Origin of the sequence: Streptomyces sp. NPDC014889 (assembly GCF_043081205.1) — a bacterium.
In the GTDB taxonomy this organism is placed as follows: Bacteria; Actinomycetota; Actinomycetes; order Streptomycetales; family Streptomycetaceae; genus Streptomyces.
The window spans coordinates 539,938-552,882 of sequence record NZ_JBIBWH010000002.1 but is presented as its reverse complement, the minus strand read 5'-3'; the positions used below and the strand labels follow the sequence as shown (position 1 = coordinate 552,882).

7 protein-coding genes and 1 tRNA gene are annotated in these 12,945 nt (G+C 72.9%); all 8 read right to left on the bottom strand.

All coding sequences use genetic code 11. The features are described 5' to 3' along the window. Positions 1 to 50: 50 nt before the first annotated feature. Positions 51 to 127, bottom strand: a tRNA-Thr gene (locus tag ACF09J_RS05680). 115 nt (positions 128 to 242) lie between these two features. Further along, positions 243 to 1,862 (bottom strand): alpha/beta hydrolase, encoded by a 1,620-nt coding sequence (locus ACF09J_RS05675; RefSeq protein WP_392304077.1) that lies wholly within the window; start codon positions 1,860 to 1,862, stop codon positions 243 to 245. A gap of 92 nt (positions 1,863 to 1,954) precedes the next feature. Next, on the bottom strand, positions 1,955 to 3,160 hold the full coding sequence (locus ACF09J_RS05670) for a DNA polymerase III subunit delta' (protein ID WP_392304076.1): 1,206 nt from the start codon (positions 3,158 to 3,160) through the stop codon (positions 1,955 to 1,957). 183 nt (positions 3,161 to 3,343) lie between these two features. After that, positions 3,344 to 6,691 (bottom strand): dTMP kinase, encoded by a 3,348-nt coding sequence (gene tmk / locus ACF09J_RS05665; protein WP_392304075.1) that lies wholly within the window; start codon positions 6,689 to 6,691, stop codon positions 3,344 to 3,346. A gap of 163 nt (positions 6,692 to 6,854) precedes the next feature. Then, the gene (gene topA, locus ACF09J_RS05660; RefSeq protein WP_392304074.1) at positions 6,855 to 9,716 is read right to left on the bottom strand and encodes a type I DNA topoisomerase; all 2,862 of its coding nucleotides are present in this window, start codon (positions 9,714 to 9,716) and stop codon (positions 6,855 to 6,857) included. Positions 9,717 to 9,964: 248 nt separating this feature from the next. After that, the gene (locus ACF09J_RS05655) at positions 9,965 to 10,162 is read right to left on the bottom strand and encodes a hypothetical protein (RefSeq protein WP_392304073.1); all 198 of its coding nucleotides are present in this window, start codon (positions 10,160 to 10,162) and stop codon (positions 9,965 to 9,967) included. A gap of 347 nt (positions 10,163 to 10,509) precedes the next feature. Then, the gene (locus ACF09J_RS05650; protein WP_392304072.1) at positions 10,510 to 12,114 is read right to left on the bottom strand and encodes a methyltransferase; all 1,605 of its coding nucleotides are present in this window, start codon (positions 12,112 to 12,114) and stop codon (positions 10,510 to 10,512) included. A gap of 101 nt (positions 12,115 to 12,215) precedes the next feature. Further along, positions 12,216 to 12,833, bottom strand: coding sequence for a small secreted protein (locus tag ACF09J_RS05645; protein WP_392304071.1), 618 nt, complete (start codon positions 12,831 to 12,833; stop codon positions 12,216 to 12,218). Positions 12,834 to 12,945: the final 112 nt, after the last annotated feature.

Genomic DNA, 12,945 nt, shown 5'->3' with positions numbered 1-12,945 from the left:
CCGGTGAACGGAAAAGCCCGGCTCAGACACTGTCTGAGCCGGGCTTCGGGTGGAGCCGCTTTCGGGATTCGAACCCGAGACCTACGCATTACGAGTGCGTTGCTCTGGCCATCTGAGCTAAAGCGGCGCGCTGCCGCACCATGGTGCGATCGGCAACGTCGGTAAGTCTACACAGTTTCCGGGGGTGCTTCGCACAGGCCCCGGGCGCCCCTGGGGCCGGGGGCGCCGGGGCGGGGCGGTGGTTACGAGCAGCGCTTGCCGTTCGCCGGAGGGGTGCCCTGGAGGAGGTAGGTGTTGATCTCGGAGTCGATGCAGCCGCTGCCGCGCCGGTAGGCGGTGTGGCCGTCGCCGTCGTAGGTCAGCAGGCGGGCCGAGGCGAGCTGGCGGGACAGGGACTGCGCCCAGCGGTAGGGGGTCGCCGGGTCGCGGGTGGTGCCGACCACCACGATGGGGGCCGCGCCCTTGGCCTCGATGCGGTGGGGCAGACCCGTGGACTTCACCGGCCAGTACGCGCAGTTCAGCGTGTTCCAGGCGAGGCCGCGGCCGAAGACCGGGGAGGCCTTCTCGAAGGCGGGGAGGGATTCCTCCACCTGCTGGGGGGCCGTGAAAGGGGCCGGCAGGTCCAGGCAGTTCACGGCGGCGTTGGCGTACATCAGGTTGGTGTAGTGGCCGCCGGAGTCACGTTCGTAGTAGCTGTCGGAGAGGGCGAGCAGGGGGGCGCCGTCGTTCTGCTTCATCGCCGAGGTCAGCGCCGCGCGCAGTTGCGGCCAGGCCGCCTGGTCGTACATCGCCGCGATCACCCCGATGGTGGCGAGGGACTCGCCGAGGCGGCGGCCGCCGGCGTCACCGGCCGGGATCGGATGGGCGTCGAGTCTGCGGAAGAAGGCGGCGAGCTGGTCGCCGACCTGCTTCGGCGTCGCGTCGCGGCCGCCGAGCGGGCAGTCGCTCTGCCGTACGCAGTCCTTCGCGAACGACTGGAAGGCCCCGTCGAAGCCCGCCGTCTGGTCCAGGTTCATCCGGCGTGCCGACAGCGAGGGGTCCATGGCCCCGTCCAGGACCAGGCGGCCGACACGGCCCGGGAACAGGCCTGCGTACGTAGCCCCGAGGAACGTCCCGTACGAGGCGCCGACGTAGTTGAGCCTCCCGTCGCCCAGCACCGCGCGCAGGATGTCCATGTCGCGTGCCGCCTCCACGGTGGAGACGTGCCGCAGCAGACGGGCGGCGTGCGCGCCGCAGCCCTCCGCGAACGTGCGGTACGCGGCGACGAGCGCGTCGGTCTCCTTGCGGTCGTCGGGCGTGAAGTCGGTCTGGGTGTACGTGTCCATGTCCCGGTCGTCGAGGCACTGCACGGCGTCGCTGCGGGAGACCCCGCGCGGATCCATCGCGACCAGGTCGTAGCGGGCGCGGATCTCCTCCGGGTACGCGGCACCGGCGTAGTGCTGGAGGTAGGCGATGGCCGAGCCGCCCGGTCCGCCCGGGTTCAGCAGGAGCGAGCCGAGCCGCTTGCCCGGGCCCGACGCCTTCTTGCGGGCCACGGCCAGCCGGACGTCGCCGGCGTCGGGCCGGTCGTAGTCGAGCGGCGCCTTGACCGTGGCGCACTCGAAGCCGGACACCCCGCAGCTGCGCCAGGCCGGCTTCTGCCCGTAGTACGGCGACAGCGCGGCCGGCGTGGCCTTCGGCAGCGCGGCCAGGGCCGCGGCCGCCGCGGGTTCGGTCCGGCGCTGCGTGGTGCCTGGTGAGCAGGCCGACACCAGCAGGGCGGCGGCCGCGAGGAGGGTGCCGCCCGCGCGGGCCGCGCGAAGGGGGGTTCGGGGCCGGGGGCCTCTGCTGCTGTTCGGACGAAGGGCGCGCCTGATGTGCATCCAGCGAGCGTAACTCTCAGCGATCGGATGAGTGCGTTACGTGCGGAGCGTTGCCCGTACGAGTGACACCGAGGCCGGGGTCACCGGCCTCGTCAGCCCGCTCTCAGGGCCATCGTCATCGCCTCCACCGCCAGCAGCGGGGCCACGTTGCGGTCGAGGGCGTCGCGGCAGGCCGCGATCGCCTCTATGCGGCGCAGGGTTGACTCGGGCGAGCCGCCGCGGGCGAGGCGCTCCAGGGTGTCCTCGACGTCCGCGTTGGCGATGGCGACGCGGGAGCCGAGCTGGAGGGCCAGGACGTCACGGTAGAGGCCGGTGAGGTCGGTCAGGGCGAGGTCGAGGCTGTCGCGCTGGGTGCGGGTGCGACGGCGCTTCTGCTTGTCCTCCAGGTCCTTCATCACGCCCGCCGTGCCCCGGGGCAGCCGGCCGCCCTGGGCCGCGCCGAGCGCCGCCTTCAGCTCCTCGGACTCCTTGGCGTCCCTCTCCTCCGCGAGTGCCCTGGCGTCGTCCGCCGCCGCGTCGACCAGTTCCTGGGCCGCCCGGAGGCAGCCGCCTATCTCGTCCACGCGCAGCGGGAGCTTCAGGACGGCGGCGCGGCGTTCGCGTGCGGCCGGGTCGGTGGCCAGGCGGCGGGCCCGGTCGATGTGGCCCTGGGTGGCGCGGGCCGCGGCGGCCGCGACGGCGGGTTCGACGCCCTCCCGGCGTACGAGCATGTCGGCGACGGCGTCCACCGACGGGGTGCGCAGGTTCACGTGGCGGCAGCGGGAGCGGATCGTGGGCAGGACGTCCTCGACCGAGGGCGCGCACAGCAGCCAGACCGTGCGCGGGGCGGGCTCCTCGACGGCCTTCAGCACGGCGTTGGCGGACTTCTCGTTCAGCCGCTCGGCGTCCTCGACGAGGATCACCTGCCAGCGGCCGTTCGCCGGGGCGGTGAACGACTTGCGCACGGTGTCCCGCATGTCGTCGGCGAGGATCTGCGTGCCGACGGCGGCGACCGTGTTGACGTCGGCGTGGGTGCCGATCAGCGCCGTATGGCAGCCGTCGCAGAATCCGCAGCCCGGGGCGCCGCCGAGGGCGCGGTCGGGGCTCACGCACTGGAGGGCGGCGGCGAAGGCCCGTGCCGTCTGCGTGATCCCCGCGCCGGGCGGGCCGGTGAACAGCCAGGCGTGCGTCATCTTCGACGCCTCCGGCGGCGGCGCCTCCGTGGCGGCCGCGGTGACCAGGGCGTCGGCGTCCCGGGCGGCGGCGCCCAGCTGATCGCTGACCCGCTCCTGCCCGACGAGGTCGTCCCACACGCTCATGGGTCACGCCGCCCTCTCGTCATGTTCGTCATGTTCGTCATGGTTCGTGATGCGAGAACCATTGTGCGGGGCACCACTGACAACGCGGCGGGCGGCTCCGACGAGCCCCACGCCGTCGGCCGCCTCCGGAGGCAGGGCAGGACCCTCCGGCTGGAACAGGGTCCGGCCTCTGCCTCCGACAGCTCAGCGGCGCCGGCCCTGGCTCCGGCCGCCCTCGCCGTCGTCGGGCTCGTCGCCGTCCTCGCGCGGGCCCAGCAGCTCGTCCGCCAGGGTCGGCAGGTCGTCGAGCGGCGTCTCCTCGGCCCAGTCCGGCCGCGGCCGCCGGCGGGCGACCGCCCCGGCGTCGACCTGGGGCAGCTCCCGCGTACGGTCGTCGCCCTCGTCGTGCCGAACGGCCCGGAACCGCTCGTCCCGCCCGTCCCGCTCGTCCCGGAAGTAGCCGGGCGGAACCCGGTCCGTGGGGTCGTCCCCGCGCACCGGAGGCAGGACCGCCGTCTCGTCCGCGGCACCCGGGGTGAAGGCCGGCAGCACGGCGGTCTCGTCCGCGGCCCCCGGCGGGACGGGCGGCAGCACGGCCGTCTCATCGGCGGCACCCGGCGGGACCACGGGCTTCGGCAGCTTCGCGGTCACCTCGGACTCCGACTCGCCCGCCGTCCGCCGCCCCGACTCCTGCGACCCGCGCGACGTCCCACGGGAGTCCTCGCGCGAGCCCCGGCCCGTGTCCTGGTCCGGGCCGCGGTCCGAGTCCTCGCCCGAAGGCTCGCCGCTCGCCCGCTCGTCCCGCACCGGCGGCAGCACCGCCGTCTCGTCCACGGGCCCGCCCGACGCGTTCGTCGGCGTCACCACCGGCGTCGCGACGGTCACCGCCTCCGGCGGCACCGCCGCGGCCGAGGGCTCCGTGGACCGGCGCGGACCCGTCTGCGCGGTGGCCGCCGCCTGCTCCGCCGCCCGCCGGGCCTCCTCGGCCCGGCGCAGGGCCTCCTCCGCCTTGCGCTGCTTCTCCAGCCGCCGCGCCTCGGCCTCGGCGCGCAGCCGCTCCTCCTCCTCGGCCTGCCGGCGCCGCTGCTCCTCCTCGGCCTTGCGGCGTGCCTCGGCCTCCGCCCGTGCCCGCTCCTCCGCGAGCAGCCGGGCCTGTTCCTCCTCGGCCTTGCGGCGGGCCTCCTCGGCGCGCTGCCGGGCCTCCTCGGCCTGCCGCTCCGCCTCGCGCCGCTGCGCCTCCTCCAGCTCGCGCTGCTTGCGCTCCTCCTCCTCGGCGCGCAGCCGCGCGAGCTGCTCCTTGCGCTCGCGCTCCTGGCGCTCCTCCTCGGCCTTGCGACGGGCCTCTTCCTCGGCCCTGCGGCGCGCCTCCTCCTCGGCCTGCTTGCGCGCTTCCTCCTGCGCCTTCAGCTCGGCCTCGGACAGCGGCAGCATCTGGTCGAGCCGGTGCCGGACGACCGTGGTGACCGCCTCCGGCTCCTGCCCGGCGTCCACCACGAGGTAGCGGCCGGGGTCGGCGGCGGCCAGCGCCAGGAAGCCGGACCGCACGCGCGCGTGGAACTCGGCCGGCTCCGACTCCAGGCGGTCGGGCGCCTCCGTGAACCGCTCACGGGCGGTTTCCGGCGAGACGTCCAGCAGGACCGTCAGATGCGGCACGAGACCGTTCGTCGCCCAGCGGGAGATCCGCGCGATCTCCGTCGGGGACAGGTCGCGGCCCGCGCCCTGGTAGGCGACGGAGGAGTCGATGTACCGGTCGGTGATCACCACGGCGCCCCGCTTCAGCGCGGGCCGTACGACCGTGTCGACGTGCTCCGCGCGGTCGGCGGCGTACAGCAGCGCCTCCGCGCGGTGGGACAGGCCCTGCGAGGACACGTCCAGCAGGATCGAGCGGAGCCGCTTGCCCACCGGAGTGGCGCCCGGCTCGCGGGTGAGGACGACCTCGTGGCCCTTGGACCTGATCCAGTCGGCGAGCGCCTCGGCCTGTGTGGACTTCCCGGCGCCGTCGCCGCCCTCCAGGGCGATGAAGAACCCGGACTCCGCGGGGGCCGTCACGGGGTCGTCGCCGCCCCGCAGGGCGTCGACGAGGTCCTGCCGCAGCGGTACGCCGGAGCGGTCGTCGACCTTGGCGAGGACCAGCGCGGCCACCGGCAGCAGCAGCGCGCCGACCAGCATCAGCGTGAACGCGGCGCCGCCGTGCGCGAACACGAACCGGCCGTCCTGCAGCCGGTGCGGGCCGATCCCGGCCGCGACCACGGGGGCGAGCACGGCACCGAGCGCCACGAAGACCCGCACCACCGCGTGCAGGTGCTCGGTCATGCGCGGCTTGCGGTAGTCCTCGGCCTCCTGGTCGAGCAGCGTGTGCCCGGTGTTGGCGGCGGCGCCCGCGCTCACCCCGGCCAGCGCGAGGAGCAGCAGGACCGTGGTGACGTCGGGGACCAGCCCGGCGGCGAGCAGGGCGACGCCGGTGAGGGCGATGGTCAGGGCCAGCAGCCGACGCCGCGACAGGGAGACCAGCGCCTTCGGCGCCGTACGGATGCCGACCGCGACCCCGCCGGTCAGGGCGAGCACCGCAAGCCCGTACAGCACCGGGCCGCCGTGCAGGTCCGTGGCGTGCAGCACGCAGACGGCGACCGCGGCGGCGATCGCCCCGGCGACGGACGCGCAGGCGAGTACGAGCAGGGGCACGGCACCCGTGCGGCCCTTGTCGACGCCGGAGCCCGTCTTCGGGCGGCGCAGTCCCTCCAGCGGCGAGCGCGGGCGCGGGGTGCGGGTGCCGGGCAGTTCCAGATAGGTCAGCACGGACAGGGACGCGGCGAACAGTCCGGCCGCGACGTACGCGCCGAGGGCGGCCTGGTGCTGGTCGAACCAGGCGACGCCGGTGCCCAGGAGGTTGTTGAGCAGGGAGGCGCCGACCAGGGCGGCGGCTGCCAGCGGGACCGCAAGGAAGGTGGTCCGCAGCGACAGGCGGCGCAGGGCGTCCATGTGGTCCGGCAGCGGACGCACGGTGGCGCCCTCCGGGGGCGGGGCCGGCAGCAGCGCGGGGGCCGCGCCCTCCCGGCACACGGTCCAGAGGCGCTCGGCGACCCCGGTCACGAAGACGGTCACCAGGAGGAGGACCAGGGCGTTGTCCGGCGTCCAGTCGATCCACAGCGGAGCGACGATCAGCAGGGCGGCACGCAGGCCGTCGGCGCCGACCATGGTCCAGCGCCGGTCGAGCGGCCCCTCCTGGGAGGTGAGCGAGGTGAGCGGTCCGAGGAGGACCGCGCCGAAGAGCAGCGTCGCCAGGACGCGCGCTGCGAAGACCGTCGCCACTGCGAAGGCCACGCCCCGGTAGCCACCGCCGAAGGGGCTCGTGGCGACCGCCGCCTGGAGGGCGAGAACGACCAGGACCAGGAGCGCGAGGGTGTCCCCGACGCCTCCGGCCAGTTGGGCGCTCCACAGCCGCCGCAACTGCGGCCGGCGCAGCAGGGCGCGGACGGCGCGCTCGCGGGAATCGGTCAGGAGAGCGTCGTCGGGTGCGGAGGTGTGGGCCGTTGGCTGCTCGGCTCGCGTCATGCGTTCAGCCTATCGGGACGCACCGACAGCACGGAGTGACCGCCCGGAGGTGCGCACGCCCCGACACCAAAGTGATGCCGGGGCGTGCCTTTTGCAAAGGAGCCGTGAGGGAATCCGCCGCGGGACGATCCTCCGGAGAGGACCGTGCCGGATCCGCCGCGCGTCAGTCCTCCGTCGCCTTGGCGGCCGTCGCCTTCGCGGTGGTCTTCTTCGCGGTGGTCGTCTTCTTCGCAGCCGTCTTCTTGGCGGTGGTCGTCTTCTTCGCCGCGGTCTTCTTCGCGGCCGTGGACGCCGTCTTCTTCGCGGTCGTCTTCTTGGCGGCGGCCTTCTTCGCGGTCTTCTTGGCCGGGCCCTTCGCGCGCTTCTCCGCGAGGAGCTCGAAACCGCGCTCCGGGGTGATCGCCTCGACGCTGTCGCCGGAGCGCAGGGTCGCGTTGGTCTCGCCGTCGGTGACGTAGGGGCCGAAGCGGCCGTCCTTCACCACGACCGGCTTTCCGCTGACCGGGTCCTCGCCGAGCTCCTTCAGCGGCGGCTTGGCGGCCGCGCGGCCCCGCTGCTTGGGCTGGGCGTAGATCGCCAGCGCCTCCTCCAGCGTGATCGTGAAGATCTGGTCCTCGGACTGGAGCGAGCGCGAGTCCGTGCCCTTCTTCAGGTACGGGCCGTAGCGGCCGTTCTGCGCGGTGATCTCCTGGCCCTCGGCGTCGGCGCCGACGACGCGCGGCAGCGACATGAGCCTCAGGGCGTCGTCCAGGGTGACGGTGTCCGGGGACATCGACTTGAACAGCGAGGCCGTACGGGGCTTGACCGCGTTCTTGCCGGTCTTCGGGGTGCCCTCGGGGAGCACCTCGGTGACGTACGGGCCGTAGCGGCCGTCCTTGGCGACGATCGTGTGGCCGGTGGCCGGGTCGGTGCCGAGCTCGAAGTCGCCGCTCGGCCTGGCGAGCAGTTCCTCGGCGTACTCGACGGACAGCTCGTCGGGGGCCAGGTCGTCCGGGATGTCGGCGCGCTGGTGGGTGTCGGTCTCCTTCTCACCGCGCTCGATGTACGGGCCGTAGCGGCCGACCCGCAGCACGATGCCGTTGCCGACCGGGAACGACGACACCTCGCGCGCGTCGATCGCGCCCAGGTCGGTCACCAGTTCCTTGAGCCCGCCGAGGTGGTCCCCGTCGCCGTTGCCCGCCTCGGCTGCGCCGCCGGGGCCGCCCGCGGCGAGGCCGCTGTCGGGCGCCGTCTCGCCGAAGTAGAAGCGCTTCAGCCACGGCACGGCCTTCGCCTCACCGCGCGCGATGCGGTCGAGGTCGTCCTCCATCCTGGCGGTGAAGTCGTAGTCGACGAGCCGCCCGAAGTGCTTCTCCAGGAGGTTGACCACGGCGAAGGACAGGAAGGACGGCACCAGGGCGGTGCCCTTCTTGAAGACGTAGCCGCGGTCGAGGATCGTGCCGATGATCGACGCGTAGGTCGACGGGCGGCCGATCTCGCGCTCCTCCAGCTCCTTGACCAGGCTGGCCTCGGTGTAGCGGGCCGGGGGCTTGGTGGCGTGGCCGTCGACCGTGATCTCCTCGGCCGTGAGCGCGTCGCCCTCGCCGACCTGGGGCAGCCTGCGCTCGCGGTCGTCGAGCTCGGCGTTGGGGTCGTCGGCACCCTCGACGTACGCCTTGAGGAAACCGTGGAAGGTGATCGTCTTGCCGGACGCGCTGAACTCGACGTCCCGGCCGTCGGCAGCGGCGCCGCCGATCCTCACGGTCACGCTGTTGCCGGTCGCGTCCTTCATCTGGGAGGCGACCGTCCGCTTCCAGATCAGCTCGTAGAGCTTGAACTGGTCGCCGGTCAGGGACGTCTCGGCGGGCGTGCGGAAACGATCACCCGAAGGACGGATCGCCTCGTGCGCCTCCTGTGCGTTCTTGACCTTCCCTGCGTACGTACGGGGCTGGGGCGGCAGGTAGTCGGCGCCGTACAGGTGGGTGACCTGGGCGCGCGCGGCGGCGATCGCCGTGTCGCTCAGGGTCGTGGAGTCCGTACGCATGTAGGTGATGAAGCCGTTCTCGTACAGCTTCTGCGCGATCTGCATGGTCGCCTTCGCGCCGAAGCCGAGCTTGCGGCTCGCCTCCTGCTGGAGCGTCGTCGTACGGAACGGGGCGTACGGCGAGCGGCGGTACGGCTTGGACTCGACCGACCGGACGGAGAAGCGGGTGTCCTCCAGGGCGGCGGCGAGCGCGCGGGCGGTCGCCTCGTCGAGGTGAAGGATGTTCTCGCTCTTGAGCCGGCCCAGGGAGTCGAAGTCGCGGCCCTGCGCCACACGCCTGCCGTCGACGGTCTGCAGCCGCGCGACCAGCGACGACGGGTCGCTCGGGTCGCCCGCGCGGCCGGTCGAGAAGGTGCCGGTCAGGTCCCAGTACGCGGCGGAGCGGAACGCCCTGCGCTCGCGCTCCCGCTCGACCACGAGCCGCGTCGCCACCGACTGGACCCGGCCCGCCGACAGCCGCGGCATGACCTTCTTCCACAGCACGGGCGAGACCTCGTAGCCGTAGAGGCGGTCGAGGATGCGCCGGGTCTCCTGGGCGTCGACCAGCCGCTGGTTGAGCTGACGCGGGTTGGCGACCGCCTCCCGGATGGCGTCCTTGGTGATCTCGTGGAAGACCATCCGCTTGACCGGGATCTTCGGCTTGAGCACCTCCTGAAGGTGCCAGGCGATGGCCTCGCCCTCGCGGTCCTCATCGGTGGCGAGGAAGAGCTCGTCGGACTCCTTCAGCAGATCCTTGAGCTTCTTGACCTGGGCCTTCTTGTCCGCGTTGACGACATAGATCGGCTGGAAGTCGTGTTCTACGTCCACACCGAGGCGGCGGACCTCGCCGGTGTACTTCTCGGGGACCTCCGCGGCGCCGTTGGGAAGGTCGCGGATGTGCCCGACGCTCGCCTCGACGATGTAGCCGGGGCCGAGGTAGCCCTTGATCGTCTTCGCCTTGGCAGGCGACTCGACGATGACGAGTCGGCGGCCGCCCTGTGCGGTCTCGCTGGTCGGGGACAACTTCGCTCTTCTCTCCGGTCGACGCTGGGGCCTCCCCAGGCCTGGATTTCCCGGGGGTCGGGTGGTGGTGACGCTGCGGAGTGTGACGGTACATCCCGCCCCCGTGTCAAACGGGAAAAGCCCGCAACGGCCACTCGAACGGTAACCCGAGTACCCCCCTTCCTGCCGCCCGGACTGCTCACCAGGGCGTTCGGGCTGATGCGGAGGGTGATTTCTCAGTTACGGAGACCGGACAGACGCGGCGGCTCTCACAGACGCCCGAAGCACCACACGCCGGCGGCCAGAGCGGTCACGGCGGCCAGGGTCGCGACGGTCGCCGAGGCGGTGCGGGGCAGGCCGTGGGCGACGGGTTCCCGGTGCCGGAGCCGGACCGCCGTCCACCCCAGCAAGGCCGCTCCGAACAGGGAGAACACCGTTCCCGTGAAGATCGCCGGACCGCTCTCCATGTACGTACCCTCCCGTCCCCCGATGCCCCGGTACGGGAGGCTGGCACCCGCGGGCGACGACGGCACGAACCCGCGGTGAACACGAGTCGGCACGCTCCACGGGGCGGTGCTCCCCTCCCCTCCGCACGTGACAGGAATCAAGCTCTCCGCTTTTTTTCCGCCTTTTCCCGCCCGGCCCCCGGCAAAGATCGAAAAGCGTGGCCGAGCGCGATCGAAACGACTCATGGGCCATGAGAAACGACGAGAACTCGCCGTCGCCCCCGCAGCCTCACCGGTCGCGCGGACCGATCACCGCTCCGGTCATTGAACCGGTCGCTGAACCGATCAGCGACCGATCACCGAACCGGTCACCGAGCCTGTTCTTCCCCCGGTTCCTGCGCCGGTTCGATGAACCCCTGCTCCACCAACAGGCGGATCCGGGCCGGTGTGCGGTCGCGCAGGAGAAGCGGGTTCTCGCCCATCAACTGGGCGATGGCGTCCAGGATGCGGCCGGCGCTCAGCGTGCCGTCGCAGACCCCGGCGAAGCCGGCGGTCACCGTGTCCACCGCGGTGGCCCGGCGCATCCCGCGGTTCTGGCGCAGCACGACATGCTCGGGGTCCTCGGCTCCGGGCAGCCCGACCTGCTCCTGGACCACCTCGCGCACGAGCCGGAAGTGCTCGTCGAGCAGAGCCGCGTCGTCGTGGTCCCGCAGGTAGTCGACGCGGGCGAAGTGCGCCCGGACGGTGTCGCCGAGCGGCTGCTCCACCGGGTGCGGCCACTCCTCCACGGTGATCGAGGGCGTCGCGGAGCCCGTCCTGCGCAGGGTGATCCAGCCGAAGCCCACGGCCCTGACCTTGCGCGCCTCGAACTCCTCCAGCCAGGCGTCGTACCGCGCCCGGTACTCCGCGGCGTCGCCTCGGTGGTCGCCCGCGTCCCTCAGCCACAGCTCGGCGTACTGCGTGACGTCCTGCACCTCGCGCTGCACGATCCACGCGTCGCACCCTCGGGGCACCCAGGACCTGAGCCTGTCCTGCCAGTCCTCCCCCTCGACGTGCTGCCAGTTGGCGAGGAACTGCGCGAACCCTCCGTCGCTCAGGCGATCGCCCGCCTCCTGGACGAGCGTGCGGCACAGGTCGTCCCCGGCCATCCCGGCGTCGCGGTAGGTCAGCCGGGCGCCAGGGGAGATCACGAAGGGCGGGTTGGACACGATCAGGTCGAACCGCTCGTCGTCGCGGACCGGCTCGAACAGCGAGCCCTGGCGCAGATCGGCGTCCCGCGCGCCGGACAGCGCCAGCGTCAGGGCGGTGATGTGCAGCGCGCGCGGATTGACGTCGGTGGCGGTCACGCGCGTGGCGTGCCGGCCGGCGTGCAACGCCTGGATGCCGGAGCCGGTGCCGAGGTCGAGCGCGGAGCCGACCGGGTTGCGGACCGTGATGCCGGCCAGGGTCGTGGAGGCGCCGCCGACGCCGAGGACGACGCCCTCGTCCCGGCTGCCGATGCCGCCCGCCCCTCGCCCGTCACCACCCCTCCAACGAGCGCCGGCGCGCACACCTCCTGAACCGCCGACCGCACAACCGAGGTCGGACACGATGAACCAGTCCTCGCCGTCGAGCCCGCCGTACGGCCGGACGTCCACGGTCGCGGCGACCTCGTCCGCGCCGACGCGCACCAGCCAGCCGGTCTCCAGGCACGCCTCGGCGGGCAGGACGTCCGCCACGGGCGCGTACGGCACCGGCTGCTGGAGCAGGAACAGCCGGACCAGCAACTCCAGGGGCGTGTCGCCGCGCGTGGCCCGGAGCGCGGGCACGGTCTCGCTGCGCGCCAGCGCGGCGTACGCGGGCGCGCCGAGCAGTTCGAGCAGGCCGTCGGCGGTGAAGGAGGCGCCGAGCAGGGCGTCCCTCAGCCGGGCGGCGACGTCCGGTCGGTCGGAGGCGGGCAGTGCGGGCAGGCTGGTGTCACTCACGCCCCCCATTGTGTCGGCTCACTCCGACAGCGCACGCGCGCGTGTGGTCCGCGGCGTGTGTCCGCCCGGCAGCGCACGCGCGCGTGTGTGTCTGCGTACGTCCGCGTACGTCAGCCGCTCGTCGCCGGGGACGAGGACGAGCCGGAGGGGGTGGCGGAGGCGGACTTGCAGCTCGGCTGCTGGGCCATCGCCCTGCCGACGTCGCCCTCCTCCAGCTTCTTCAGCGCGTCGTTCCCTGTCCGGCTCAGCTTGTCCAGCCGGGTGGCGATGTCCTTGAGGCCGTCCGCGAACTTGGCCTGGTTCTTGGTGTCGAGCTTGTCCACCTGCTCCTTCAGGGAGGAGTACGAGGCCGACAGGCCGTCGAGCTCCTTGACCGCGTCCTGCTGCTTCTTCTTGCCGTTGTCGACCTCGGGCGCGCCGGCCGTGTTCACGGCCTGGCCGATGGCCTTGTAGGCGTCGGACATGTCCTGGAAGGCCTGCGCGTCGGTCTTCTGGACCTGGGCGGGCGCGCTGTTGTCCGACGTCTCCTTCTGGATGGCCGCGTTGGCGGCCTCGATCTTCTTCGCCTGCGGCTGCACGGCGTCGCACACCTGCTTGGCCCAGGTGTTCAGCGCGTCGTTCTTGCTGTCGGCAGCGCTGTCGGTGCAGCCCGTCAGTGCCAGTACGAGTACCGCACCGCCGGACAGTGCGGCCGCGAGCTTCTTGTTCACCGGTTTGGTCCCTTCCATGGCTCTCGGCCCCGGAACATACACGCCGCGTCGGCCGCACCAGGGGCCGCTCGCCCCTTCTATGGCATCTTGCGGCCATTTGCACCAAGCGAGAGAAGGCTCACGGGGACCA